Source organism: Ruegeria sp. AI3, from assembly GCF_056541245.1.
This window is the reverse complement of sequence record NZ_JBQFYA010000006.1, coordinates 78,510-104,908: the sequence shown is the minus strand read 5'-3', so window position 1 is coordinate 104,908 and position 26,399 is coordinate 78,510. Positions and strand designations below refer to the sequence as shown.

Genomic DNA, 26,399 nt, shown 5'->3' with positions numbered 1-26,399 from the left:
TTCACCCCACTCCGAATTAGAAATGACAGTCGCCGCGCCGAGCAGCGGCGACTGCTCTCCTTCAGGCCGTTTCAAGCCCACCAATCGCAGCAAGCGCGCTGACGATTTCAGGCACGCCCTGCCGTTGGCGCAGTGAGGCGAACAAGAACGGCCGACCCTTGCGCATGCGCGTGGCGTCTTCCTGCATCACCTCAAGCGACGCGCCTACATGCGGCGCGAGGTCGGTTTTATTGATGATCAACAGATCCGATTTCGTGATCGCGGGCCCCCCCTTGCGCGGGATTTCCTCACCCGCAGCCACATCAATCACGTAGAGCGTGACATCCGCCAATTCCGGGCTGAACGTAGCCGACAGGTTATCGCCGCCGCTTTCGATCAGCACGACGTCAATCTCCGGGTGGCGCGACTGCATCTCGGCCACAGCCGCAAGGTTGATCGAGGCGTCCTCTCGGATCGCGGTATGCGGGCAACCGCCGGTTTCAACGCCGATGATCCTGTCCTGAGGCAGGATCTGCATCCGCATCAGCGCCTCGGCGTCCTCTTGGGTGTAGATGTCGTTTGTGATCACGCCCACCGAACAGATATCGCGTAGCGCCTCAGACAGCGCGGCGGTCAGGGTGGTTTTGCCCGCGCCGACGGGGCCTCCGATGCCGACGCGAAGGGGGCCGTTCGTACTGCTCATGTTCGGAAAATCCTTGAATACTGTGTTTCATGCTTCATTGCCGCGATATCCGGCAGGAACGCCGTCGAACTGAGATCCTCCAGACCCGCGTCCCGCGCCTTTGCGGCAATCGTTGTGCAGAGGGGCGTTAGGTCCCGTATCAGCCGCTGCGCATCGGTTTGCCCCAAGGGGACAAGGCGCGTTGCGCAGGCGACCAGATTGCTCAGGAACGCCTGCAGGAACATCTCGGTAACCAATGGCAACGGCAAATTCTGCAATCGTGCCGCACGCCCTACCGCCACCGGATAAGTCAGGCGCTGCAAGTCCAAGCCCCAGACATCCCCGGTCACGGCTCCAAACGCCTGCCCGAGCAAACTGGTTTCCATCAACCGCTCAGATGAGGCGCTGAACGCGCGGGCTGTGGCGTCGATGTCGGTCAAGTCGACCGGGGTTTCGGCGGCGTAAGCCGCCCCCAGAAAAAGCGCGTCGTTCCAGCCAGAGCCATGCTCTAATACGTCCGACACCCAGGCGCCCGTATCCTGAGGGCAGGTAACCGAACCAAGTTCAATAGCGGCCTCCAACCCATGAGAATAGGCGAAGCCGCCAACCGGATAGGCCGGAGACAACCACTGCACCAAGGTTAGGATATCGGAATTAGTGAGCGTGGCCATGTGTCCTGCCATGACCATAAGCGCCGCCTTCGGGGGTGAAAGGCTCAACGACCTCTTGGATTTCTGCGCCCAGTTTCAAAAGCATATCTCGAATGACATGATCGCGTTGTATCAGAAGCCGGTCGGCTTCGATCTGACAGGGCGTGTGGCGATTGCCAATATGCCACGCAAGGTGCAGCAGATTGTCCCCGCTGATTTCCAGCAACTCTTCCGGTGCGGCGATGATTTCAATCTCGCGTCCATCCTCCAGCACCAGAACCCCACCATGGTCGAGGGATTTCGTGTGCGCCAGATCGACCAAAAAGGACTCACCATCATCGGTGGCCAGCATTTTACGGCGCAGGAAACGCCCGTCATAGTCCAGCGAGACCTGAGCGTGCGCCGGATCGTGGTGGTGATCGTGATAGATTCGGGCGGTTTTGATCGCAGTGGTCATCGTGGCCTCCTTCTTTAAATCAGAACATGAAATAGCGCTGCGCCATCGGCAGCACTTCGGCAGGTTGACAGGTGAGCAGCTCCCCATCGGCTCGGACCTCATAGGTTTCCGGGTCAACCTCGATCTGGGGCGTTGCATCATTCAGCAGCAAATCCTGCTTGCCGATATCGCGCGTGTTGCGCACGGCGACGGTTTGTTTCGCCAGTCCCAGTGTATCTCCGATCCCGCCCGCTTGCGCGGCCTCCGAGACAAATGTGATCGCCGAGTTTTCAACCGACCGGCCGTATGCTCCGAACATGGGGCGGCTATAGACCGGTTGCGGCGTAGGGATCGAGGCATTCGGGTCGCCCATCTGCGCACAGGCGATGGTGCCACCCAACAAGACCATCTCGGGCTTCACCCCGAAGAAAGCCGGGTTCCACAGGACCAGATCGGCGCGTTTGCCTTCCTCAATACTGCCGATCTGATGGCTCAGGCCATGCGCAATCGCCGGGTTGATGGTGTATTTCGCGATGTAGCGACGTACGCGCAAGTTGTCATTGTCACCTGTTTCCTCGGGCAGGCGGCCGCGTTGCTTTTTCATCTTGTCGGCGGTCTGCCATGTACGGATCAGAACCTCTCCGACCCGACCCATCGCCTGACTGTCCGAAGCGATGATGCTGAACGCGCCCATGTCGTGGAGGATGTCCTCGGCCGCGATCGTCTCACGCCGGATGCGGCTTTCGGCAAAGGCCACGTCCTCGGGGATGGATTTGTCGAGGTGGTGGCACACCATCAGCATATCCAGATGCTCTTCGACCGTATTCACAGTGAAGGGGCGCGTGGGGTTGGTCGAAGACGGCAAAACGTGGTTTTCGCCGCAGATCTTGATGATATCGGGGGCGTGGCCACCGCCTGCGCCTTCGGTGTGAAAGGCGTGGATCGTGCGGCCTTTCATTGCGCCCACGGTGTTCTCGACAAAACCGGATTCGTTCAGCGTGTCGGTATGGATCATGACTTGCACATCCATCGCGTCGGCCACCGAGAGGCAGCAATCGATGGCGGCGGGGGTCGTGCCCCAATCCTCATGCAGTTTCAGAGCGCAGGCACCTGCGTTGACCTGCTCCTCCAGCGCCGCAGGCAGAGAGGCATTGCCTTTACCCGCAAAGGCCAAGTTCATCGGAAACGCGTCGGCGGCCTGCAACATCCGCCCGATGTGCCAAGGCCCGGGTGTGCAGGTGGTGGCCAGAGTGCCATGCGCAGGGCCCGTCCCCCCTCCCAACATAGTGGTCAGGCCGGAATGCAGCGCATCTTCGATCTGCTGAGGGCAGATAAAGTGGATATGGCTGTCGAAGCCCCCTGCAGTCAGGATGCGCCCCTCGCCCGCGATGGCCTCGGTGCCGGGACCGATGATGATATCGACGCCGGGTTGAGTATCGGGATTCCCGGCCTTGCCGATTTTGGCGATGCGTCCGTCCTTCAGGCCCACATCCGCCTTGTAGATACCCGAGTGATCCACGATCAGCGCATTGGTGATAACCGTATCCACGGCCCCCTCGGCCCGCGTGGCCTGAGACTGCCCCATCCCATCGCGGATCACCTTGCCCCCACCGAACTTGACCTCTTCGCCATAGAGCAGCGCATTGTCGCCCGTCCCCCCGGTGGCGGCAGCGCCCGCGCGTTCTGCGGTCAGGTCGCGTTCGACCTCGATGACCAGATCGGTATCCGCCAGCCGCAGCCTGTCGCCAGTAGTGGGGCCGAACATCGCGGCATAGTCAGAACGTTTTATTGTTGCTGGCATCAGAGCGACCCCATGACCTTTTGATTGAACCCATAGACCTTGCGCGCTCCGCCGATCGGGATCAGCGAAACCTCTCGCGCCTGACCGGGCTCGAACCGAACAGCGGTGCCGGGGGCGATGTCCAAACGCAGCCCATGTGCCGCTGCACGGTCGAAGTCGAGCGCCGGGTTGGTTTCGGCGAAATGATAGTGCGAGCCGACCTGAACCGGGCGGTCGCCGGTATTGGCGACCATCAGAGTGATCGCCTTGGCACTTGCGTTCAGGGTGATCTCACCCTCGGCCGGGAACAGCTCTCCGGGGATCATTTGTTCAACTTCACCATCAGCGCGATTGCGGCCAGTGCGACAACCGCCAGGCCAACGCCAAGGGTCGCGTAGTCTATGCCGTGCGCATGGATATGCGTATCGGTGTGGGCGGCGGCAGGGCCTGCAACGATCAGGGCGGGGAAAAGCATACGGGTCATATCTTGGTTCCTTTGTTAGCGAATGGGGTTGTGGACGGTCACAAGCTTGGTGCCGTCGGGAAAGGTGGCTTCGACTTGAACCTCGTGGATCATCTCGGGCACGCCCTCCATGCATTGATCCCGGGTGATCACTTCGGCTCCGGCCTGCATCATGTCAGCCACAGAACGACCGTCGCGCGCACCTTCGACCACAGCGTCGGTGATCAGGGCGATGGCCTCGGGATGGTTCAGCCTGACCCCTCGGGCAAGGCGTTTGCGGGCAACTTCGGCGGCCATGGCGACCATCAGTTTATCTTTTTCGCGGGGGGTCAGGTTCATCTCAGATCATCCAGCATCGGGGAAGAGTGTTGTTGTTGAGTTGCCGCAGAACCGGCATCAGCTCACGGCGCAGGGCAAAGCTGTTTTCGGCCAGCATCCGGATCACCAGCAGATCACCATGTATCAGCGTTGCACCTGCCGTTTCGGGCAACATCTGGCGCACCGTGTCCAACTGCCCTTCGGCCGAACTGCAGGCAAAGACGACCAGCGCCATTGCACCCGCCCCGTCTGCAATATGGGGCTTCGCGAGATGGGCGTGCAGGTCGCCGGAAAATCGCATTGTATCCAAGAACAGAGGGGCTCCACCGCGCCGAATTTCGATCCGGTCCCGCAAACGGATATCCGTCAGGGTTTCGCCCATCGCCGCGCGTCCAAAGACTAAAGGCTCGACCATCAGCAAAGTCGCGTCCGGCTCCATTTCGACCAATAGTCGACGATCCAGAGCACTGCCGTTGAACAGGATTGTCTCTTGCGGCAGCCAGTTCATGCGCGCGCCAGACGCGACGGTCAGGTGATTGACGACCTGACCATAGGGGCCGGGCTGAGCCTTGTAGGCACGCTCACACGCCTGCGTCGTCATCGTCAGAGTGGTACCTTTGCCCGCTGTTCCGGTGAACCGAAACGCATCCCCACCGGTGACGCCGCCAGCAGTGTTCAGCAGAACCGCATCCAACGCGTGCGATTCAGCTCGTGGGAACAGGCACTTAAAGGAACCGGATTGGCGGAATACGTCCAGAACCGACCGCCTGCCCAACGGTTTGGTGCTGATTGACACGGCCCCCTTGGCACGGGGAGGGGTTTTGTCCGTGATGGGCGTTATATGGGCAAGTTGCGTAATTGGTCACCCCCGAGGCGTCAGTTCATGCCCTGTGTTTCGGGTCTCGGATGGCGGAAAACCATTCTCGGGTGTCGTAATCGAACACAAAACCGATGCAGGTGACCAAATTTTTGGCACACAGTCGGGCAATGGATTAAAAATTAATCAGATGCGGCTGATTTTTGCATTTACCTGACCGACAGGTTGCCAAGATTGCCGCGATGCAGAAACCGTATGGGTGCTCGTCGGGGGAAACATCTCGAAGGGTGTGTGACGGCTGCGCGAATTGGACCTCGGACACAACCGCCACACGATAACGCAACAACAGTTGCGGGGATCAGGTAGAAGAAGAGTGCGCCTTTGTGCAAGCCCTCTCTCCCGGCCCCGCCCAGGAGGATTACATGAAATCGCTCAAATCCACGCTCGCCGGATCACTGGTATTTGCTGCCATGGCCACCGCCGCACTGTCGGCTGAAGACACGATCAAGGTTGGCGTGCTGCATTCGCTGTCCGGCACGATGGCAATCTCCGAAACGACGCTGAAAGACACGATGCTGATGCTGATCGATCAGCAAAACGCCAAGGGCGGCCTGCTGGGCAAGCAGCTTGAGGCGGTTGTGGTCGACCCGGCCTCGGACTGGCCGCTTTTTGCTGAAAAAGCGCGCGAGCTGCTGACCGTGCATGAAGTGGACGTGATCTTTGGCAATTGGACCTCGGTTAGCCGGAAATCGGTTCTGCCGGTGATCGAAGAGCTGAACGGCCTGCTGTTCTACCCGGTTCAGTATGAAGGCGAAGAATCCTCGAAAAACGTCTTTTACACCGGAGCCGCGCCGAACCAGCAGGCAATCCCTGCAACCGACTATTTTCTGGAGGAACTGGGGGTCGAGAAATTCGCTCTGCTCGGCACAGACTATGTCTACCCCAGGACCACCAACAATATTCTGGAAAGCTATCTGAAGGGTAAAGGCATCGCGGACGAGGATATCTTCGTCAACTACACCCCCTTTGGTCACTCTGACTGGTCAAAGATCGTGGCGGACGTTGTTGCGCTGGGTGCGGATGGTAAGAAGGTCGGCGTGATCTCGACCATCAATGGCGATGCAAACATTGGCTTCTACAAAGAGCTGGCGGCTGCGGGCGTTTCGGCGGATGACATCCCGGTCGTAGCCTTCTCAGTCGGTGAGGAAGAACTCTCGGGTCTGGATACCACCAACCTGGTCGGCCACCTGGCCGCGTGGAACTACTTCCAGTCGGCAGATACCGACGTGAACGCCGAATTCGTTGAGACGTGGAAAGCCGCCATGGGTGAAGACCGCGTGACCAATGACCCGATGGAGGCGCATTACATCGGCTTCAACATGTGGGTAAACGCCGCCACCGAGGCCGGATCGACCGAAGTCGACGATGTGCGCGCCGCGATGTACGGGCAGGAGTTCCCGAACCTGACTGGTGGCACTGCCGTGATGCTGCCGAACCACCACCTGGCCAAACCGGTTCTGATCGGTGAGATCCAGGAAGACGGTCAGTTCGATATCATCAGCGAAACCGACGTCGTTCCGGGTGATGCATGGACTGACTTCCTGCCGGAATCGGCGGTTCTGATCTCGGATTGGAAAGAGCTGGGTTGTGGTATGTACAACACCGAGACCAAGACCTGCGTTCAGACCCTGTCGAACTACTAATCTTCTCGCAAGGCGGGTGTCATCGCCCGCCTTGCCCTAAAGACACCTCGGGTTTCACCACATGTTACGACTATTCCTTGCGGGTCTCGCAATCCTGTGCGCCTGCCTAACGGCCAATGCGCAAGAGAGCGGTTTGCAACCGATCCTGCAAGAGCATCAGGAAATCATCGCCAAAAGCTCGCGCAAGACGATCAAACCGGCGATTGATGCGATTGCCAGCAGCGGTCTACCGCAAGCGCAGGTGATGCTTGAGACATGGGCCGCCAAAGACGTGTGGATGCGCAAGTCGGACGGCCTGTTCTTTTCGGGTAAAAAGGCCGAGGGCCGTTCGTATGAGCTGACCGATTTCGACACCGGAGAGGTCGTTGGAACGTTCGAGAAATCCGACCTGAAACAGTTAAAACCCAATAGCGGCATCCGCGCGATGATCGGGACGGCTTTGGTCCAGTTCCAACTGACCGACCCGGACCGGGCAAAACGTCTGGCCGCTTTGACATCTATCCAACGCGATCCCGAAGGCGCTCTGCTGGAGCCGCTGCGCGCCTCGATTGAGGACGAACCCGATGCCGATCTGAAAGCGCAGAAGCAACGTCTCGAGCGGTTGCTGACCATCGGGTATGACGAGGATACCGCAGCACGTGTTGCTGCGATTGAAGACATGTCCGACGATCTGGGGGTGGACGTCCGCGCGGCACTGAATCCTCTGGTCGTGACGAAGCGACAGACGGGCACTGATCTACCTGCTGACGCGAATACCGCCACAATTCTAGACCCCGGATCAGAAGCCCTGTCGCGGGATGAGGCATATGACATGTTGGTCGCCAATGACCTAGCCGCACCGCGCACGTCGCCCGATGACATACGCGCCGCACTGGCCGCCAATATCGACGGCGGCCGCGTTGGGGGCATTCCTGTCGCGCAACTGAACTCTGACACCACGCGTGCTCAGGCTTACGCTGTTCTAGCGGAAGCCGGCCTCGTGCCTGCTTTGATCACCGAGGCCAACATCAATTCTGCGTTGGAAACGCATGTCTTCTTTGAGACCTATGCCGAACCCTCACCCGAAGTCACAGCCGCCGCCGAAAAGGCGCTGGAACAAATCGAGCTTAAGGTTGGCCTAAACCAGACCCTCGACCTGACGCTGGACGCGATCTCATTGGCGTCAATCTATTTCCTTGCGGCCATCGGTCTGGCTATCACCTTTGGCGTGATGGGTGTGATCAACATGGCCCACGGTGAGTTCATCATGATGGGCGCCTACACCGGCTACGTCGTACAGCAGTTCATCCCCGACCATACGCTCTCAATCATCGTTGCCATCCCGATGGCCTTCGCGGTCACCTTCGCCATGGGCGTCGCGATGGAGCGGTTGGTGATCCGCTGGCTCTATTCGCGCCCGTTGGAGACGCTGCTGGCGACGTTCGGCATCTCGATTGCCCTCCAACAGCTGGCCAAGAACATCTTTGGTACGCAGGCCCGACCGCTGACCGCGCCCGGCTGGCTGGACGGGGCGTGGGTGCTAAACGATGTGGTATCGATCAGCTATATCCGCATCGCGATCTTCGTGCTGGCGATGATCTTTCTGGGACTTTTTCTCTACATCATGATGCGCACTCGACTGGGGCTTGAGATGCGCGGGGTGACACAGAACCCGCGCATGGCGGGGTCGATGGGAATCAATCCGGGGCGGGTGAACATGCTGACTTTCGGTCTTGGCTCCGGCATCGCAGGGATCGCAGGAGTTGCGATTGGTCTGTTCGCCAAGGTCACCTCGGATCTGGGCAGCGACTATATCGTGCAAAGCTTCATGACCGTGGTTGTGGGTGGTGTCGGCAATATCTGGGGTGCGCTCGCGGGCGCAGGCATGATCGGCTTCCTGCAAAAGGGCATCGAGTGGATGAACCCGTCCAACACCCTCGCGGCACAAACCTACATGATCATCTTCATCATCATTTTCATCCAGTTCCGGCCAAGGGGCATCATCGCCCTCAAAGGCCGCGCGGCGGGGGATTGAGCCATGGAACGTAGCTTTGTCGCCAAGAACCCCTCGGTCCTGGTCTTTCTGGCCATCCTGTCCCTGTTTACCTTAGGCGTGACCGTCCTGTCCGAAGGGTTTGGGATCGGAGTGATCTCAACCAGTTTCGTCAAGACGCTGGGCAAGACCCTGTGCCTGTGCCTGATTGCCGTGGCGATGGATTTGGTTTGGGGCTTCACCGGCATCCTCTCGCTGGGCCATTTCGCCTTCTTCGGGCTAGGAGGCTACATGATCGGCATGTGGCTGATGTACGAACGGACCCGTCTGATCGTGGTCGAGTCTCTGTCGCAAGCCGAAATCCCCCCTACCCCGTCCGAGGTCGTGGACGCCATCGGGACACAGATTTTTGGCGTGGTTGGTTCATCGGACTTTCCGCTGATCTGGGCCTTTTCCCATAGCCTGACCTTGCAACTGATACTGGTCGTTTTGGTGCCCGGACTTTTGGCGCTGATCTTCGGCTGGCTGGCCTTCCGCAGCCGGGTGACGGGCGTCTACCTCTCGATCCTGACCCAAGCTATGACGCTGGCGCTTGCACTGTACCTGTTCCAGAACGACAGCGGATTGCGCGGCAATAACGGCCTGTCTGGCTTGCAGAACCTGCCCGGTATCACCGCCTCGCAGGACGTGGTGTCGGTCTGGTTCCTTTGGGCCTCTGCGCTTGCGCTTGGCTTGGGCTACATGCTGGCCGCGTGGGTTGTATCGGGCAAGTTCGGCTCGGTCATCCGCGGCATCCGTGATAACGAGGCGCGGGTGCGGTTCCTTGGCTATTCTGTCGAGGTTTACAAACTGGCTGTCTTCACCCTGACTGCCTGTATCGCAGCCATCGCGGGGGCGCTCTACTACCCGCAGGCCGGGATCATCAACCCCGAGGAAATGGCCCCCATTGCTTCGATCTATCTGGCCGTCTGGGTTGCCATCGGTGGGCGGGGCCGCCTGTACGGCGCAGTCATCGGGGCGGCTTTCGTCAGCCTGCTCAGCACATGGTTCACCGGCGGACAGGCCCCGGATATCCCGCTGGGGTTCTACACGATCAAATGGGTCGACTGGTGGCAAGTGTTGCTGGGCGTCTCCTTCGTACTGGTAACTCTGTTCGCACCAAAGGGTATCGGTGGCCTGTTCGACCTCTGGACCAACCGCCGTGCGCCGCAGCGCCACGGTGCGCCACTTGGGCCTGACGACAGCGCCCTACGCGAAAAGGAGGCAACGGAATGAGCACTCTGTTAGAGGTTAGCGGCGTTTCGGTTACCTTCGACGGGTTCCGTGCCATCAACAATCTCTCCTTCCAGATCGGCGAGGCCGAACTGCGCGCAGTGATTGGCCCGAACGGGGCCGGAAAAACGACCTTCATGGATATCGTCACAGGCAAGACGCGGCCAGACGAAGGCCGCGTGATCTGGGGCGAGAAATCCGTCTCATTGCTGCGGATGAGCGAGGCGAAAATCGCGCAGGCCGGTGTCGGCCGGAAATTCCAGAAACCTACCGTGTTTGAGGACCAAAGCGTTAGAGAAAACCTGCTGATGGCCCTCAAGAACAAACGCGGTTGGCTGGGCGTCCTATTCTATCGCCCCACGAACAGCGACCTGGGAAAGGTCAAGGAACTGGCGGATGAGATCGGCCTGAAGGACGAACTTGACCGTAAATCCGGTGAACTCAGCCACGGGCAAAAACAATGGCTCGAGATCGGGATGTTGCTGGCACAGGAACCACGCCTTCTGCTGGTTGATGAGCCTGCCGCCGGGATGACCCCGCAGGAGCGCGAACACACAACTGATCTGCTGGTTCAAGCCGCCAAGACCCGCGCCGTTGTGGTCGTCGAACATGATATGGAGTTTGTCCGCCGCCTGAACTGCAAGGTCACCGTCCTACACGAAGGCTCGGTTCTGGCCGAGGGGTCTCTGGACCACGTGACATCAAATCAGGACGTCATCGACGTCTATCTGGGGCGCTGACCGATGCTGAAACTGAACGATCTGACCCTACATTACGGCCATTCACAAATCCTCAACGGTATCTCGATGGAGGCCGAGAGGGGTGAGGTGACCTGCGTGATGGGCACCAATGGGGTCGGCAAGACCAGCCTCATCAAGGCAATCTCGGGCACCCATCCCCGCTCTGGCGGGTCGCTGACACTGGACGGAGAAGACCTTGGCCCGCTGCCTGCGCATCAGATGGCCTGGAAAGGTGTCGCTTATGTCCCGCAAGGGCGCGAAATCTTTCCGCTGCTAACAGTGCGCGAGAACCTCGAAACCGGGTTCGCCTGCCTTCCCGCAGCTGAACATTTCGTGCCGGATGAGATCTTTGATTTGTTCCCGGTTCTGGCCCAGATGCAGCATCGGCGCGGTGGAGATCTATCCGGCGGCCAGCAACAACAGCTGGCGATTGCCCGGGCGCTGATCACAAAACCCCGGCTCTTGCTGCTGGATGAACCTACCGAGGGCATTCAACCCAACATCATCCAGCAGATTGGTGAAGTGATCCGCCACCTGCGCGATCAGGGCCAGATGGCGATCCTTCTGGTCGAGCAGTATTTCGACTTTGCCTACGACCTCGCCGACCGGTTTGTCGTCCTGCGTCGGGGAGAAATCTTGCTGGAAGGCCGCAAGCAGGATGTGTCACGGGATCAAGTCCTTCAAGGCGTCTCGGTCTGACCGAGACGACGCTTTTCAATTACCGCTGTTGCGACGTTCCAGCCGCTCAAGGTTGACAACGGTCGAAAGCATAAGCCGGTCTTGGCTCCACCCGTCGGTCTCGCGCAAACTGGCCGAGCCCCAGGCCAACACAATCGCAAAGATCAGGCTGAAAGACAGAACCATCGCATGCAGCGGATGACCCCCTTTGGGTCCGTCTGCCAAAGCGATCACACGCTGTCGCAGAACCCGCTTCGCCTTGTTCCCATTGACCAGCGCAACATTCAGGACCTGTGGACGCTCGCGCGAGACAGTGCGGGCACAGTAGTCCAGCAGGCATTTGGCATAATCCACCGTATCCAGCCTGCGTCTGGCGACAATGGCCTGATCGCAACCAAGCTCGCGCAGCCGCTCAAACTGATAGCGCAAGATGTGATAGGCCGGATTCCAGAAGAACAGTGGGCGCAGAAACTCCAGCACCAGCTCCCATTCGACGTCGCCGCTGCGAACATGCTGGAACTCATGCGCAATCGCGAACCGCAATTCGTGGCGATCGTTCAGCAGGTTGCTGGGAAGGATTACGTGGCGACGGCGCAGGCCCCGCACGGCAAAGGGAACTTTGATGTGATCCGACAGACGGACATCCACCTTGGCCGAACGTTTCCACAGGAAACTGTCCAGTACCGTCTGACGAATTTGCAGCGCCGCCCAGATCACGCGGAGAACCAGCATGGCCGAGACCAATGCCAAGGCCGCGAGTGCAGCAATGGCCCAGACGGAGCTACCATCCAAAGCGGCCTCGACCCAGCGCTGGCGCGTGTTCAGCAGCGTCTCGAACTGGGTTGCAGGCAGCGCGATCTCACCCCTCAGATAGGCCGCAACGGCCACGTCGCCGATGGCCATCGGCTGACCGGGCCAGATAAGTTCGAACAGATGCGCCACCCCAAAGGCCAGCACCGGGCTGAGCATAAGGCAAAGCACCAGCGCCCTGAGCAGACGAAACTGATCGGAAAAGGACAGTCGCATCGAGGTTCGAGACAGAACAAATCGAGCTGCGAACCACAACGCGACCGATAGGATCAGAACAAAATTCAGTTCGAGATAGGCATCGAGAACCGGCTTAACCGCTGTCATTTTGCAGTCTCCTTTCTACCAATGCCCGAATATCCTCAAGATCCGCCTCGCTCAGACCCGCATCATCGACCAAGCGCGCCACCAGCGAGGCTGGTGTGTTGTCAAACAACGTCCGCGAGAGGTTCTGAAGCGAGCGGGCCTGGTACCGATCCTTGTCAAGAAGCGGGCTGTAGATCAGGGTTTTTCCGTCCTTGCGGCTTTCGACAAAACCTTTTTCGTCGAGAATACGCAGGATCGTAGCACCTGAAGTATAAGCCAGATTCCGTTCCGGTGGCAGGCGGTCCAATACATCACGCACCGAGCCTTCCCCTAGGGCCCAAAGCTCGTTCATGAACTCCAGTTCAACCTCGGTCAGCAGATTTGTCGTCTTTTTCTTTCGCATTGCTCTTGGTGTCGTCATGATTGGTGTGCCTGTCAGACAAGCATCCTTTCGTGTTTTGTCAAAGCCTAAACTTTCCAGAAAACGAAGAAACCCCAGCCGATGGACAGAAACAGCGGTGTCCAGACCGGTTGACCCACGAAACCGAGCCAGGCCAGAAAGATATAGGCCGAGCCAAGCAGCGTGATGAACAAGCGGTCACCCAGCGTCGTGGTCAGACCCAACACGCCCTTGCGTTCAATGCCATCGCGGAATTTGAACCCTTCCAGCACGCCGATAAGTGCAATGGCCGAGAAGATGCCGACGAACAAAGCCAGCGTGGCTGGCGTCCAAGCCATCCAGAAATCAGGCCACAGCGGATCGGTCCATGAAAAGCCTTTTTCCTCTTGCTGGCCGACGCTGCCCCAACCCGCCTGCTGGGCAAATGCCGCAGAGGGCAGGAAGGGAAGGATGATAAGAAGTTTGCGCATATCGAACCTCATACACGTCCCATCGCGAAACCACGCGCGATGTAGTTGCGGACAAACCAGATGACAATGGCGCCGGGAATGATGGTCAGGGTTCCAGCGGCTGCCAGCAGACCCAACTCATACCCCGCGCTCGAGGCGGTGCGGGTCATCACAGCGGCGATGGGTTTGGCCTCAACCGCGGTGAGCGTCTTGGCCAACAGCATCTCGACCCACGAGAACATGAAGCAGAAGAAGGCTGCAACACCCACACCCGCTTTGATGTTGGGCAGGAAGATCGTCACGAAGAATCGCGGGAAGGAATAGCCGTCAACATAGGCCGTCTCGTCCAGCTCTTTCGGGATACCCCGCATGAACCCTTCCAGAATCCACACCGCCAAAGGCACATTGAACAGCGTATGCGCCAAAGCCACGGCGAGGTGAGTGTCAAACAGACCGATCGAGGAGTAGAGCTGGAAGAACGGCAGCGCAAAAACAGCAGCAGGGGCCATCCGGTTGGTCAGCAGCCAGAAGAACAGCTGCTTGTCGCCCAGAAACCGATAGCGTGAGAACGCATAGGCCGCAGGCAAGGCCACACAGACCGACAGAACTGTGTTGATCGTCACATAGATGATCGAGTTGATATAGCCCCAGTACCACGTCGGGTCGGTGAGGATAGTGGTGTAGTTCTCCAGCGTGAAGGTCTGGGGAAACAAGGAAAAGCCCGACAGGATCTCGTTCGTGGTCTTGAAGGACATCGCCACCAGCCAATAGATCGGCAGCATCAGAAACGCGATATAGAGGATCGGGATAAGAGACCGCTTCTTCATTGCGCGTCATCCTTTGTCATCAGAGTGTAGAAGACCCAGCTGACCAGCAGCGTGATAGCGAAGTAGATCAGGCTCATGGCGGCTGCAGGGCCAAGGTCGAACTGTCCCAACGCGATCTTCACAAGGTCGATCGACAACAGGGTGGTTGAGTTGCCCGGGCCACCGCCGGTTAGAACGAAGGGCTCGGTATAGATGTTGAAACTGTCCATGAAGCGCAGCAGAACGGCGATGGTCAGGACGGTTTTCATCTTGGGCAGTTGGATATAGCGGAACACCGACCAAGGGCTGGCACCGTCGATCTTTGCGGCCTGATAATAGGCATCGGGGATCGACACGAGGCCCGCATAGCACAGCAGCACGACCAGCGACGTCCAGTGCCAGACATCCATGACAACGACCGTGATCCAAGCCGACAGAGGCTGTTGCGTCATATCATAGTTGATGCCCAGAACGTCATTCAGGAAGTAGCCCAGTAGGCCGATCTTGGGCAGCGTGAAGATGTTCCACATCGAGCCAACCACGTTCCAAGGAATCAGCATCGGCAGGGCCATCAGGACCAGACAGACCGGCACCCAGAAGCCTTTGCGCGGCATCGACAGCGCGACGATGATACCCAAAGGCACTTCGATAAGAAGGATCAGGAAGGTAAACAGGAACTGCCGTCCCAGCGCGGCCTGAAAGCGGTCCGAACGCAGGATTTGCTCGAACCAGCCAAGCCCCTCCCAGAAGAACTGGTTGTTGCCGAAGGTTTCCTGCACCGAGTAGTTGACCACCGTCATCATCGGCACCAGCGCGTTGAACGCGACCAGTGCCAACACCGGCAGGACAAAGAACCAGGCTTTTTGGTTTTCCGTTCTCATCAGCTGCGCTCCTCGGTTGCGATCCAGCCGTCGCGGTAAACGCGAGATTGTTCTGGTTTGAATTGCAGGAAGACCTCTGAGCCCGGTTCAGGCACACTATGTTCGGTCACCGCCTTGAGGGCCGTATTGCCGACCATCGCGCTGACCACATAGTGGCGGCCGATATCGGACACTTTGGTGACATGCGCCGGAATGCCGGTATCGCCGAAGCCCACATATTCCGGGCGGATACCCAGATCGGTGCGTCCTCCGTCGCCGTGAGTAGGGCCTTCTAGCACCACTTCATGTCCCTCGAACACGGCCCGGTCGCCTTTGGCCTCGCAGGGCAGAACATTCATGCCGGGGGAGCCGATGAAGTGGCCAACGAAGGTGTGCTGCGGGCGCTCGAACAGCTCAACAGGGGTACCGATCTGAACGACCTCGCCGTCTTGCATCACGACCACCTCATCCGCGAAGGTCAGCGCCTCGGTCTGGTCGTGGGTCACGTAGATCATGGTTGCCTGCACTTTCTGGTGCAGCTCTTTCAGCTTCGAGCGCAGCTTCCATTTCAGATGCGGGTCGATCACGGTCAGCGGCTCATCAAACATCACCGCGTTCACATCATCGCGCACCAGCCCGCGCCCCATCGAGATTTTCTGCTTGTTGTCCGGGCTGAGGCCGCTGGCGCGGGTGTTCAGCATATCCGTAACATCAAGCATCTCGGCGATCTCATCGACGCGCCGCTTGATTTTGGCGGGGTCGACGCCTCGGTTTTTCAGGGGAAAGGCCAGGTTTTCGCCCACGGTCATCGTGTCGTAGATCACCGGAAACTGGAACACCTGCGCAATGTTGCGCTGATCGGGTGGCAGGGCCGTAACATCTTGACCGTCAAACAGAATCTGACCCTTAGACGGTGTCAGCAGCCCCGAGATGATATTCAGCAGAGTGGACTTGCCGCAGCCAGACGGCCCCAGCAGCGCATAGGCACCGCCGTCGCGCCACGTGACATCGACTTCTTTCAGCGCATAGTCCTCGGGGCCTTTCGGCGCGGGCATGTAGCTGTGTCGCAAATTGGAAAGCTTGATCTGTGCCATGTCAGGCCACCCTTTGGCCGTCTTGGCCGAAATACCGGCAATGCGCCGGGTTCATGTAGAAACTGTGATCCTCGCCGACCTGATAGGGGTGAACCCCTGCCGCCAAAGACACCCAGTCGTCCGAGCCATGCCGGAAATGTGCACTGGAGTCCGATCCCGAAAGTTCGGTCACGATCACGCGGCCTGTTAGCTCCACGTCGGCCTCGGACGTCCGGATCGGGGTGACGCGATGCGGACGCACGGCGACCATGTATTCGCCATCGGCCATGTTCTGAACCGCCCAACCGCCGCCTCCGGCAAGCTGTGCTTGGGCGCCGGAAACCGTGATGCGGGCGACGTTGATCGGCGGGTCCGAGAATACGCGTGCCGCGGCCAGATTTTCGGGATTCCGGTAAATATCAGCCGTCGGGCCGAACTGCGTCACATACCCGTCTTCCATCAATGCGGTATGTCCACCCAGCAAGAGCGCCTCTTCGGGTTCCGAGGTCGCATAGACCACCACGGCGCCACGCCCGGCAAACAGATCCGGCAACTGCTCACGCAGTTCTTCGCGCAGCTTGTAGTCGAGGTTGGCAAGCGGCTCATCCAGGAACACGGCGCGGCTTTCTTTCGCAATCGCACGCGCCAAGGCGGTACGTTGTTGCTGGCCACCGGACAGCTCATGCGGGCGGCGATGTAGCATCGGGCGCAGTTGAAGCAGATCGGCAGCCTCTTCCACGCGGCCTTCGATTTCGGATTTCGCCATGCCAGCCACGCGCAAGGGAGAGGCGATGTTGTCGAAAACGGTCATATGCGGGTAGTTCACAAAGAACTGGTGGACTAGGCTGATCTGCCGCTTCTGCGTGTTCAGCTTCGTCACATCCTGCCCATCCATGAAGACCTTGCCAGAGGCAATTGGGTCCAACCCGGCCATCATCTTGATCAGAGAGGTCTTGCCCGATCCCGTCGCGCCCAGCAGCACATTGAAATGGCCGGTCTGCAGTGTCAGGGATGTGGGTTTGATATGGATGACGTTCCCGACCCGTTTGGTCGCGTCTTTAAGTTCGATCATGTCCGTGAATTCCGATCCCGCAGCGCGATGCGCTGTCTTGGTCTTGGGATGGGGATGCCGCAATCGGCACCCCCGGTTTCAATCGCTTACTGAGACTGCCAGCGCTGAACCAGTTCGTCATAGTTGACGGTCTGGCCTTGCGGCTTTTCGTTCTCAAGCTTGGCCTTGGGCGAGCCCTCTTTCTCCAGCCAGAAGGCAGGATCCTGCGGCTCGTTCAGACGTGGACCACAGCCGCCGTAGACGCCGGCGCTTTCATCCGCGGCCTGCATCCGGGCCATGGTGATGTCCATTTCTTCGGCCAGACGATCCATCGCCTCTTGCGGGGTGAAGGCGCCCGAGTTCACGTCACCGATTTGCTGCCACCAGATCTGGGCCAGCTTCGGATAATCCGGCACGTTGATGCCGGTCGGCGACCATGCCACACGGTCAGGCGAGCGGTAGAACTCGACCAGACCACCCAGCTTGGGTGCGCGTTCGGTGAACGACTCGTGGTTAACCGAGCTGTCGCGGATGAAGGTCAGCCCCACATGGGACTTCTTCACGTCAACAGTCTTCGACGTCACGAACTGAGCATAGAGCCAGGCCGCCTGAGCACGATCCTCGGGGGTCGACTTAAGGAACGTCCAGGAACCCACGTCTTGGTAGCCGACCTTCTGGCCTTCTTCCCAATAGGGGCCGTGCGGGCTGGGCGCCATCCGCCACAGCGGCGTGCCTTCGTCATCCACGGTGTTGTTGCCTTCGGACTTCGGCTTCACCATGTCGGCGGTAAAGGCGGTGTACCAGAAGATCTGCTGGGCCACGTTGCCTTGGCTAAGCGCTGGCAGCGACTGGTAGAAGTCATAAGACGCCGCACCCGGAGGAGCGTATGCCCGCAGCCACTCATCCCACTTGCGGATCGCGTAGACCGCAGCTGGACCGTTGGCCGCACCGCCGCGCGAGACGGAGGCCCCGACAGGGTTACAGGTGCCCGCTTCCATGCGGATGCCCCATTCGTCAACGGGGATACCGTTTGGCTCACCCACGTCACCGGCACCGGCCATCGACAGCCACGCGTCGGTCATACGCCAACCCAGGTCAGGTGCGCGTTTGCCGTAGTCCATGTGACCGTAGATTGTCACACCGTCGATCTCTTTCACGTCGTTGGTGAAGAATTCGGCAATGTCTTCGTAAGCGGACCAATTGACTGGAACGCCAAGGTCATAGCCATACTTCTCTTTGAAGGCGGCCTTGTTGGCCTCGTCATCGAACCAGTCCTTGCGGAACCAGTAGAGGTTCGCAAACTGCTGGTCGGGCAGCTGATACAGCTTGCCATCCGGACCTGTGGTGAACTGAATGCCCATGAAGTCATCCAGATCCAGCGTTGGCGAGGTCGTCGCCGCCCAGTCGCCCGCCATCATGTCGGTCAGCGGATAGGCCAGTTGCAGGCGAGAGTGCGTTCCGATCAGGTCACTGTCATTGACGTAGCCGTCATAGAGGTTCCGGCCCGTCTGCAGCTGAGTCTGAACGGCCTGAACCACTTCGCCCTCGCCGAGGATCTGGTGGTTGACCTTGATCCCGGTGATCTCTTCGAACGCCTTGGTCAGCACCTCGGATTCGTACGAGTGCGTCGGAATGCCTTCTGACAGAACGTTGATTTCCATGCCGGCATAAGGCTGTGCAGCTTCGATGAACCACTTCATCTCGCCCATCTGCTCGTCTTTCGACAGAGTCGATGGCTGGAATTCGTCGTCGATCCAACGTTGTGCTGCGGCTTCGTCGGCCCAAACGGGACCGTGCCCCGCAATGACGGCAGCCGCCGCCACTGCGGAAAGTAGATGTCTCCGCATCTGTTTCCTCCCAAAAACTATGGATTCCGGCGCGAACCGGATGGCAACCAACATCAGCGATTTACCGCGCATCTGTCAAACTAAATTTTTAGTAATTGACGCGAGGGCAGAGATATTTCTCCTTAACCTCTGTTATCGTTGAGTTTTCCCAACATATCGAAGTATCCTGATTTCAGAACCTTGGCGGCAAAAGACCGGATTGGAACCACGTCACAAAGCTGACAATCGAGAAAACAGGCAACCCCGTCGCGCTTTGGATATCGGCCGCATAGGGGCACATATTGGTGCATTCCAGAACGATTGCGCCAAGCTCAGGATGGTTCTCTTGCAACTGCAGAGCCGCCTCGACATTGTCAGCGCGCGCCTTTTCGACATCCAGAGACTCTTCACTACCTAGAATTGCGCGCGTGAATTCCTGCCCTCCTTCCGTCGTTCCGATCGGCGTTCCTTCGGGCACCAGTGCTTTCCGCAAATGGTCTTCGGTCAGCGTCGAGGCCGAGATGGTCAGGACCCCAGCACGCTTTCCAGCTGGCAGAATGCGATTAACCATCTCGACCTGCATCAGCGATGAGGTCATGACCGGAACCGGAACGGCCTCGGACAATTCTTGCTGGAACAAGGACAGAAAACCGCAATTCGTGGTGATGCCGTCCGCGCCATCACGAACAAGGTCACGGGCTGCATCGACAAACGCGCTCAACATGCCCTCGGCGCCGTGCCGCACAACAAGGTCAGGCGAGGCATCGCGCACGATCCGATACAACACCGGAAACGGCCAGGTCGTTGCGTTACCCATGTCGCCCGGAATGCGCGGAAACCGCGCGTCGAGCATCAAGATACCCACCGACGCCCCGTAGATGGATTTCCCCCCTTGTGCGATCATCTGCCCCTCCTCCTGCGTTCTGAGCGTCGAATTCGCCCGACAGTTTCACATCCTCATGCGACTTGCCAACAGCGTTATCCGATCGCCTGCCTTTCGTCTGGTACAGCGCCCTCGGCAAAGATCTCAATCGAGGTCATTAACTGCGCCAGAAACGCCTGCCCGATGGCGGAGAGCGGGCGGCCTTTGGCGGTGATGACCGCAAGATCCAGCATCACGGGCGGCTGAAACGGCCGGGTTTGATAGCCGGCCTCGCCATCGAATGAGACGGTAAACGGGTCGATTAGGGCTACACCCATGCCCTCCTTGACGAAGCTGAGCAGGTTTTCCGACAAATGCGTGTGGATCTTGGTCCGCCAATCGCACCCGGCCTTCTGGAACACCTCGCGAGTCCGACGGTGCGTTTGATGTTCCGGCCCCATCACGATGAACGGCTCCTGTTCAAGCAGTTCAGGGGTCAGGACCTCATGCGCAGCCAGAGGGCTGTTTTCGGGGAATGTCGCCAGCGTCTCAAACCGGAAAACCCGCGCGTTCAGGGTGTCGTGCAGAATGGGCATCTCGACAATGCCGATCTCGAAAAGGCCCGACGTCACCCATTCCTGAATTTTCGACGAATATTGCGATTGAAAGCTGACCGACAGATTGGGGCGGGATTGCGAGAACCGCGCAATCTCACGCGGCATGAAGCCGAAAGACAACATGTGCGGGGCGGCGACTTGCAATTGGCCCGGGTGTTTGTTCTGCAAATCCGTAACCGCCTGCGCCACGTGATCGAGCCCGCGCACCACGGTATCGACCTCACGATATAGAAGCTCGGCCTCGGGTGTGGGCAGCAAGCGTCCTTTGGTGCGTTCGAACAAGGGCAAACGCGCCTCGCGCTCTAGCTGAGACAGAAGGTTGCTGATGCCCGGCTGTGAAATGCCAAGCACTGACGCGGCGCCAGTGACTGTCCCGGTCTCCATGATCGCATGAAAAGCCTGTAACTGACGAAATCTGAGGGACATTAGATCATCATTTTTTCTGATAGTATAAGCAAGATATAGTATTTGAAATGATATTCTGGTCAAGGCAGGCTGCGTCCTGACCGGAGGTGGGATGTCTGATCTACAACAGAAAATTACTGGCTATGATCTGTGGCACCTTGCGCTGCCGGTGACATCGCGTCGGGATCACGGCATCGGCTCCGTCGAAGGCGCGTGCGAGGTCGTCATCCTCAGATTGACCACTGAGGACGGCACGCAAGGGTTTGGTGAGGCCTCACCCTGGTCGGTTTTTACCGGCACGCCCGAGGCCACGTTTGCCGCGCTGGACCGCTATCTGCGCCCGCTGGTTTTAGGCGCGCGCCTGTCCGACCGGGCCGCGATCATGGCCCAGGCCGCTTATGCAGTCGCCCATTGTACCGAAGCCAAGGCCGCGTTGGAGGCCGCTCTACTGGACCTGACTGGCCGCATCTCCTCACTTCCGGTTTGGGCCTTGCTGGGCGGCAAGTGCCGTGATGCGATCCCGCTGAGCTGCTCCATCGCCAATCCTGACTTCGCACAGGACATCGACCTGTTGGCGCGGTTGCGCGACGACGGCGTTCGGATCGTGAAACTCAAGACAGGGTTCAAGGATCATGCCTTCGACATCATGCGGCTTGAATATCTGGCCCGGAACCACCCCGAAATGGCCGTCCGCGTGGACTATAATCAGGGGCTGAGCATCGAGGACGCCCCGGCGCAGGTGCGCGACGTGGCCCAGTTTCAACCCGACTTCATCGAACAGCCCGTTCGGGCGCATCACTTAGGCATGATGGCCCAACTGAAGCAGATGATCGACGTCCCTCTGCTGGCCGATGAAAGTGTCTTTGGCCCCGAAGACATGGAGCGCGCCGCGCGCGAGGGGACTTGCGATGGTGTTTCGGTCAAGATCATGAAATCCGGTGGTCTGACGCGGGGCCAGACGGTCGCCCGCATCGCCGCCACCCATGGGCTGAGCGCCTATGGCGGCGACATGTTTGAAGCAGGCTTGGCCCATCTCGCCGGAACCCACATGATCGCGGCAACGCCCGAGATCACGCTAGGCTGCGAATTCTATCAGGCCAGCTATTTTCTGACGCAAGATATCCTGGAATCCCCTTTCGAGGTGCGGGACGGTCAAGTCATCGTGCCAGACGCCCCCGGACTGGGCGGGAGGCCGGATCTGGCAAAGCTCAACCACTATGCGGTTGCGAAATCGGGGGCAGCATGAGCGACAAGAAAACCATTGCCATCATAGGCGCCGGGATTGTCGGCGTCTCGGCCGCTGTCTGGCTGCAGCGGGATGGGCATGACGTAATCCTGATTGATAAAGCAGGACCTGCCGAGGGGACGTCTCATGGCAATGGTGGGGTTCTAGCGTCCTGCTCGATCGTGCCTGTGACGGTGCCGGGCCTGCTACGCAAAGCCCCCCGCATGCTGTTCAGCCCATCCGAGCCGCTGTTCATGAAATGGGGTTACTTCCCCAAGCTTGTGCCTTGGCTGACCCGCTACCTGAGCCACGCAAAAGCCGACGAGGTAGACCGGATCGCCGCCGCCCTGACCCCGATCATTGGCGACAGTTTGAACGACCACAAGGCCTTGGCTGAAGGGACCGGGGCGGAGAAATGGCTGGTCCCGTCGGACTATCTGTTCCTCTATCGCGACCGGGCTCATTTCGAAGGGGACGCCTTTGGGTGGGGCATCCGGCGCAAGCATGGGTTTCACTGGGATGAGCTCGAAGGGCAGGCCTTGCATGACTATGACCCAGTCTTCAGTCGCGACATCTCATTTGCGACACGGCTGGCGGATCACGGCCACATCACTGATCCGGGCCGCTATGTGAAAGACCTTGCAGCCCATGTCGAGGCCAATGGCGGGCGCATTCTGCGCACCGAGGTCGAGGATGTCACCCGAGATGCGGGCAAGGTAACCGGCGTGCGCGCGGGGGGCGAGACCATCGCCTGCGACACGGCCATCGTCAGCGCGGGCGTCTGGTCCGGGCCTTTGGCCAAACGGCTGGGCATCTCGGTCCCGCTCGAAAGCGAGCGCGGCTACCATCTGGAACTGGTCGAACCATCGGCCATGCCCCGCAGCCCGGTCATGGTGGCCTCCGGTAAATTTGTTGCAACACCGATGGATGGGCGAATACGGTTGGCGGGTATTGTCGAATTTGGCGGGCTAGATGCTCCGCCCTCACGTGCGCCGTTTGAATTGCTGCGCAAGAACGCCCGCGCAGCCTTGCCCGGCGTGACATGGAAGGAGGAAATAGAATGGATGGGGCACCGACCGGCCCCGGCGGACTCGATCCCGATCATCGGTGAGGTTCCCGGTATTTCCGGAGCCTATATGGGCTTTGGCCACCACCATATCGGCCTGACCGGCGGCCCAAAAACCGGCCGTTTGCTGGCTCAGATGATTGCGGGACGCACGCCAAACACAGATACCAGCGTTTACGCGCCAGCACGGTTCGCAACATGAATAATTCGGCTCAAGAAGCCAGTCCAACGCATAACAATAGGGAGACTATCATGAAGAAACTCACCAGCCTTCTCGCGGCAACCGCATTGACCGCCGCTGCGGCCGCCCCCGCCATGGCCGAGAAATGGGACATGCCGATGGCCTATTCGGCCTCGAATTTCCATTCGGCCACGGGTGCTGAATTCGCCAAATGTGTAACCACCGGAACCGGCGGCGAGATCGAGATCGTGACCCACCCCTCGGGCTCTCTGTTCAAAGGCGCCGATATCAAACGCGCGATCCAGACCGGGCAGGCCCCGATTGGCGAGCGCCTGTTGTCCGGACACCAGAACGAAAACGCACTGTTCGGCTTCGACTCGATCCCCTTCCTTGCCACGTCCTTCGATGACAGCGCCAAGCTGTGGGAAGCGGCCAAGCCTTCGATCGAGAGCCTGCTGGCCGAGCAAAACCTGACGCTGCTTTACGCCGTGCCTTGGCCGCCGCAGGGGCTGTACTTCAAGAATGAGGTGAACTCGGTCGCCGATATGAAGGGCATCAAGTTCCGCTCGTACAACAACGCCACCTCACGTCTGGCTGAACTGACGGGCATGCTGCCGGTGACGATTGAAGCCGCAGAGATCAGCCAGGCCTTTGCAACGGGCGTGGCGGACTCGATGGTGTCCTCCGGGTCGACTGGCTATGACCGCAAGGTCTGGGAAAGCCTGAACTACTTCTACGAAGTCGACGCCTGGCTGCCGCGCAACTACGTGATGGTCAACTCGGACGTCTGGTCGGGTGTGTCTGACGCCAACAAGAACGTCATCAAAGCCTGTGCGGAACTGGCCGAATATGCCGGCAACTGGCGCGCCAAGGAATATACCGGCTTCACACTGCAGGGTCTGCGCGATGGTGGCATGACGGTTGGCCCGGCCTCTGACCAGATGGTGGGTGAGCTGAAAGAAATCGGCGTCACCATGACCAACGAATGGCTTGAGGCTGCAGGCGACGAGGGCAAAGCCATCGTCGATGCGTTCAACGCCGCGCAGCAATAACGCCAAATCGGGCGGCAGGTCCTTCTGCCGCCCGCACCATCTCAAAAAAGACAAACCAAGCGGGGACAGTATGGCGGTTATGCGTGGGCTTCGGTCCGTTCTGGATTTCATTTATCAGGCCGCAGGCGTTCTGGCCGCGCTGAGCCTGATCGCCATTTTGCTGCTGATCGTGGTGCAGATGCTGGCCCGCTGGACCGGAGAGGTCTTTCCCGGCGCGCCCGACTATGCCGGTTACGCCATGGCCGCCGCGTCCTTTCTGGCCTTTGCCAATGCGCTGAACCGAGGCAGTCATATCCGTGTGTCCATTCTGTTGAATGCTGTTCCAGACGGGTTCAGGCGTGTTCTGGAAATCTGGTGTTTCGCCATCGGTACAGCGGTTATGTGGTATTTCTGCTGGTACGCCTACCGCTTTGTTTATTGGAGTTGGAAGTTCAACGATGTCAGTCAGGGACAGGACAGAACCGCCCTGTGGATTCCTCAATCCGCCATGTTGATTGGCGCCGTGATCCTTGCCATCGCCCTAACCGACCATCTGCTCCACGTGCTGTTTAAGGGGGATCACCGCATCACCCCCGATCTGGCCGACCAAAGTCAGGGGGAATGAGCGTATGGAAAACCTTTCGATCATCATCCTCTTCATCTTCGTCCTCTTCACCCTGCTGGGCACTGGCGTTTGGGTCGGCCTTGCCCTGATGGGCGTCGCCTGGGTCGGGATGGAGTTGTTCACAACCCGCCCCGTCGGCGACGTCATGATCACCACGATCTGGTCCGCGTCCTCGTCCTGGACCCTGACCGCGCTGCCGATGTTCATCTGGATGGGGGAAATCCTGTACCGAACGCGATTATCCGAGGATATGTTCAAAGGGCTTTCGCCATGGATGGCCCCTCTGCCCGGCGGGTTAGTGCATACCAATATCGTCGGCTGCACGGTCTTCGCTGCGGTATCTGGCTCATCCGCTGCCACACTGACCACCGTAGGCAAGATGTCGATCCCGGAACTGCGCAAGCGCAACTACCCCGAACGCATGATCATCGGCACCCTGACCGGAGCAGCTACATTGGGCCTGATGATCCCGCCCTCGCTGACGCTGATCGTCTATGGTGTCACCATCAATGAATCGATCACCAAGCTGTTCTTTGCCGGCATCCTGCCCGGCCTCGTTTTGGCCGCGATGTTCATGGGCTATGTCGCGATCTATTCGAAACTCGGCAAGGACTGGCAGCCCAACGTCGAAGCCAAGCTGAGCTTCCGCGAGAAAATCCACAACTCTCGCTTCCTGCTGCCGGTGATCCTGCTGATCACGGTGGTGATCGGCTCGATGTATCTGGGCTATGCCACTGCAACCGAAGCCGCCGCCTTTGGCGTGATCGGAGGGCTGTTGCTGGCCGCCGGTCAAGGTTCGCTCAACTGGAAGACCTTCACCGAAAGCTTGATGGGCGCAACGCGCACCAGCGCGATGATTGCCCTGATCCTTGCAGGCGCGGCCTTCCTGTCGTTGTCGATGGGCTTCACTGGCCTGCCTCGAGGCCTCGCCGACCTCATTGCCGGGTGGGAACTGACACGGTTCGAGCTGCTGATGGTGCTGCTGGTCTTCTACATCATTCTGGGGTGCTTTCTGGACGGCATCTCGTCGGTCGTGTTGACCATGGCCGTGGTCGAGCCGATGATCCGCGATGCGGGCATTGACTTGATCTGGTTCGGTATCTTCATCGTTGTTGTCGTCGAAATGGCGCAAATCACGCCACCCATCGGCTTCAATCTGTTCGTGATGCAGGGCATGACCAACCACGAGATGAGCTACATCGCCCGCGCAGCCATTCCGATGTTCCTGATCATGGTGCTGATGGTCTTTGTTCTGATCTGGTTCCCTGAGTTGGCCACCTGGTTGCCTGATAACCTGCGCCAGAGCCCCGGCGGGTAGC

Annotated in this window: 28 protein-coding genes; 10 read left to right on the top strand and 18 right to left on the bottom strand. The window is 59.2% G+C overall.

Annotation, left to right across the window (positions count from 1 at the left end; genetic code table 11):
- Positions 1-61: 61 nt before the first annotated feature.
- Genes ureG through ACRZ95_RS11065 form a run of 8 tightly spaced genes read right to left on the bottom strand, consistent with a single transcriptional unit; the run spans position 62 to position 5,104 of the window.
- Entirely contained in the window at positions 62-682 is a 621-nt protein-coding gene (ureG, locus tag ACRZ95_RS11100) for an urease accessory protein UreG (RefSeq protein WP_170675879.1), read from the bottom strand.
- Complete coding sequence (locus ACRZ95_RS11095; RefSeq protein ID WP_170675880.1) at positions 679-1,332, bottom strand: urease accessory UreF family protein; 654 nt, start codon at positions 1,330-1,332, stop codon at positions 679-681. Before ACRZ95_RS11095 ends, ureG begins: the two co-directional genes overlap by 4 nt.
- A complete protein-coding gene (ureE, locus tag ACRZ95_RS11090) occupies positions 1,316-1,768 on the bottom strand; it encodes an urease accessory protein UreE (protein ID WP_170378524.1) in 453 nt (150 codons plus the stop codon). Before ureE ends, ACRZ95_RS11095 begins: the two co-directional genes overlap by 17 nt.
- A 19-nt stretch (positions 1,769-1,787) precedes the next feature.
- Positions 1,788-3,548, bottom strand: a complete 1,761-nt coding sequence (gene ureC / locus ACRZ95_RS11085) for an urease subunit alpha (protein WP_170675881.1) — start codon at positions 3,546-3,548, stop codon at positions 1,788-1,790.
- A complete protein-coding gene (locus tag ACRZ95_RS11080) occupies positions 3,548-3,853 on the bottom strand; it encodes an urease subunit beta (protein WP_170643278.1) in 306 nt (101 codons plus the stop codon). The genes ureC and ACRZ95_RS11080 overlap by 1 nt, the downstream gene beginning before the upstream one ends.
- Complete coding sequence (locus ACRZ95_RS11075) at positions 3,850-4,011, bottom strand: hypothetical protein (protein WP_170675882.1); 162 nt, start codon at positions 4,009-4,011, stop codon at positions 3,850-3,852. The genes ACRZ95_RS11080 and ACRZ95_RS11075 overlap by 4 nt, the downstream gene beginning before the upstream one ends.
- A gap of 15 nt (positions 4,012-4,026) precedes the next feature.
- Positions 4,027-4,329 (bottom strand): urease subunit gamma, encoded by a 303-nt coding sequence (locus ACRZ95_RS11070; protein ID WP_170378531.1) that lies wholly within the window; start codon positions 4,327-4,329, stop codon positions 4,027-4,029.
- Position 4,330: 1 nt separating this feature from the next.
- Positions 4,331-5,104, bottom strand: coding sequence for an urease accessory protein UreD (locus ACRZ95_RS11065; protein ID WP_170675883.1), 774 nt, complete (start codon positions 5,102-5,104; stop codon positions 4,331-4,333).
- 443 nt (positions 5,105-5,547) lie between these two features.
- Between ACRZ95_RS11065 and urtA the strand changes: the two genes are divergently transcribed.
- The 5 genes from urtA (at position 5,548) to urtE (ending at position 11,511) form a co-directional block, all read left to right on the top strand.
- The gene (gene urtA / locus ACRZ95_RS11060; protein ID WP_170675884.1) at positions 5,548-6,828 is read left to right on the top strand and encodes an urea ABC transporter substrate-binding protein; all 1,281 of its coding nucleotides are present in this window, start codon (positions 5,548-5,550) and stop codon (positions 6,826-6,828) included.
- 61 nt (positions 6,829-6,889) lie between these two features.
- Positions 6,890-8,842, top strand: a complete 1,953-nt coding sequence (gene urtB / locus ACRZ95_RS11055; RefSeq protein ID WP_170675885.1) for an urea ABC transporter permease subunit UrtB — start codon at positions 6,890-6,892, stop codon at positions 8,840-8,842.
- Positions 8,843-8,845: 3 nt separating this feature from the next.
- Complete coding sequence (urtC, locus tag ACRZ95_RS11050) at positions 8,846-10,075, top strand: urea ABC transporter permease subunit UrtC (RefSeq protein ID WP_170675886.1); 1,230 nt, start codon at positions 8,846-8,848, stop codon at positions 10,073-10,075.
- The gene (urtD, locus tag ACRZ95_RS11045; RefSeq protein WP_170675887.1) at positions 10,072-10,812 is read left to right on the top strand and encodes an urea ABC transporter ATP-binding protein UrtD; all 741 of its coding nucleotides are present in this window, start codon (positions 10,072-10,074) and stop codon (positions 10,810-10,812) included. Before urtC ends, urtD begins: the two co-directional genes overlap by 4 nt.
- Before the next feature lie 3 nt (positions 10,813-10,815).
- Positions 10,816-11,511: an urea ABC transporter ATP-binding subunit UrtE gene (gene urtE / locus ACRZ95_RS11040; protein ID WP_170643272.1), complete on the top strand. Its 696-nt coding sequence runs from the start codon at positions 10,816-10,818 to the stop codon at positions 11,509-11,511.
- 15 nt (positions 11,512-11,526) lie between these two features.
- On the opposite strand, the gene ACRZ95_RS11035 is transcribed toward urtE, so the two are convergent.
- The 10 genes from ACRZ95_RS11035 to ACRZ95_RS10990 form a co-directional block, all read right to left on the bottom strand.
- Positions 11,527-12,624, bottom strand: coding sequence for a M56 family metallopeptidase (locus tag ACRZ95_RS11035; RefSeq protein ID WP_170675888.1), 1,098 nt, complete (start codon positions 12,622-12,624; stop codon positions 11,527-11,529).
- Positions 12,611-13,006, bottom strand: a complete 396-nt coding sequence (locus tag ACRZ95_RS11030; RefSeq protein ID WP_170378547.1) for a BlaI/MecI/CopY family transcriptional regulator — start codon at positions 13,004-13,006, stop codon at positions 12,611-12,613. The genes ACRZ95_RS11035 and ACRZ95_RS11030 overlap by 14 nt, the downstream gene beginning before the upstream one ends.
- Before the next feature lie 65 nt (positions 13,007-13,071).
- The gene (locus tag ACRZ95_RS11025) at positions 13,072-13,473 is read right to left on the bottom strand and encodes a DUF2160 domain-containing protein (protein ID WP_170378549.1); all 402 of its coding nucleotides are present in this window, start codon (positions 13,471-13,473) and stop codon (positions 13,072-13,074) included.
- An 8-nt stretch (positions 13,474-13,481) separates the two neighbouring features.
- On the bottom strand, positions 13,482-14,279 hold the full coding sequence (locus ACRZ95_RS11020; RefSeq protein ID WP_170378551.1) for a carbohydrate ABC transporter permease: 798 nt from the start codon (positions 14,277-14,279) through the stop codon (positions 13,482-13,484).
- On the bottom strand, positions 14,276-15,139 hold the full coding sequence (locus ACRZ95_RS11015) for a carbohydrate ABC transporter permease (protein WP_085807799.1): 864 nt from the start codon (positions 15,137-15,139) through the stop codon (positions 14,276-14,278). Before ACRZ95_RS11015 ends, ACRZ95_RS11020 begins: the two co-directional genes overlap by 4 nt.
- Entirely contained in the window at positions 15,139-16,212 is a 1,074-nt protein-coding gene (locus tag ACRZ95_RS11010) for an ABC transporter ATP-binding protein (RefSeq protein ID WP_170675889.1), read from the bottom strand. The genes ACRZ95_RS11015 and ACRZ95_RS11010 overlap by 1 nt, the downstream gene beginning before the upstream one ends.
- A 1-nt stretch (position 16,213) precedes the next feature.
- Positions 16,214-17,263 (bottom strand): ABC transporter ATP-binding protein, encoded by a 1,050-nt coding sequence (locus ACRZ95_RS11005; protein WP_170461603.1) that lies wholly within the window; start codon positions 17,261-17,263, stop codon positions 16,214-16,216.
- Between the two features lie 86 nt (positions 17,264-17,349).
- Positions 17,350-19,089: an ABC transporter substrate-binding protein gene (locus ACRZ95_RS11000; protein ID WP_170378557.1), complete on the bottom strand. Its 1,740-nt coding sequence runs from the start codon at positions 19,087-19,089 to the stop codon at positions 17,350-17,352.
- A 172-nt stretch (positions 19,090-19,261) separates the two neighbouring features.
- Positions 19,262-19,972: an aspartate/glutamate racemase family protein gene (locus ACRZ95_RS10995; RefSeq protein WP_170675890.1), complete on the bottom strand. Its 711-nt coding sequence runs from the start codon at positions 19,970-19,972 to the stop codon at positions 19,262-19,264.
- A 74-nt stretch (positions 19,973-20,046) separates the two neighbouring features.
- On the bottom strand, positions 20,047-20,973 hold the full coding sequence (locus ACRZ95_RS10990; RefSeq protein ID WP_170675891.1) for a LysR family transcriptional regulator: 927 nt from the start codon (positions 20,971-20,973) through the stop codon (positions 20,047-20,049).
- 91 nt (positions 20,974-21,064) lie between these two features.
- Between ACRZ95_RS10990 and ACRZ95_RS10985 the strand changes: the two genes are divergently transcribed.
- From ACRZ95_RS10985 to ACRZ95_RS10965, 5 genes are all read left to right on the top strand, one after another.
- Positions 21,065-22,198 (top strand): enolase C-terminal domain-like protein, encoded by a 1,134-nt coding sequence (locus ACRZ95_RS10985; RefSeq protein ID WP_170675892.1) that lies wholly within the window; start codon positions 21,065-21,067, stop codon positions 22,196-22,198.
- Positions 22,195-23,445 (top strand): NAD(P)/FAD-dependent oxidoreductase, encoded by a 1,251-nt coding sequence (locus ACRZ95_RS10980; RefSeq protein WP_170643265.1) that lies wholly within the window; start codon positions 22,195-22,197, stop codon positions 23,443-23,445. Before ACRZ95_RS10985 ends, ACRZ95_RS10980 begins: the two co-directional genes overlap by 4 nt.
- Positions 23,446-23,495: 50 nt before the next feature.
- Positions 23,496-24,476: a TRAP transporter substrate-binding protein gene (locus ACRZ95_RS10975; protein WP_170378565.1), complete on the top strand. Its 981-nt coding sequence runs from the start codon at positions 23,496-23,498 to the stop codon at positions 24,474-24,476.
- 79 nt (positions 24,477-24,555) lie between these two features.
- Positions 24,556-25,080 carry a TRAP transporter small permease gene (locus ACRZ95_RS10970; RefSeq protein WP_419738744.1) on the top strand — a complete coding sequence of 175 codons (525 nt, stop codon included), beginning with the start codon at positions 24,556-24,558 and terminating at the stop codon, positions 25,078-25,080.
- Between the two features lie 4 nt (positions 25,081-25,084).
- Positions 25,085-26,398 carry a TRAP transporter large permease subunit gene (locus ACRZ95_RS10965; protein ID WP_170549260.1) on the top strand — a complete coding sequence of 438 codons (1,314 nt, stop codon included), beginning with the start codon at positions 25,085-25,087 and terminating at the stop codon, positions 26,396-26,398.
- Position 26,399: the final 1 nt, after the last annotated feature.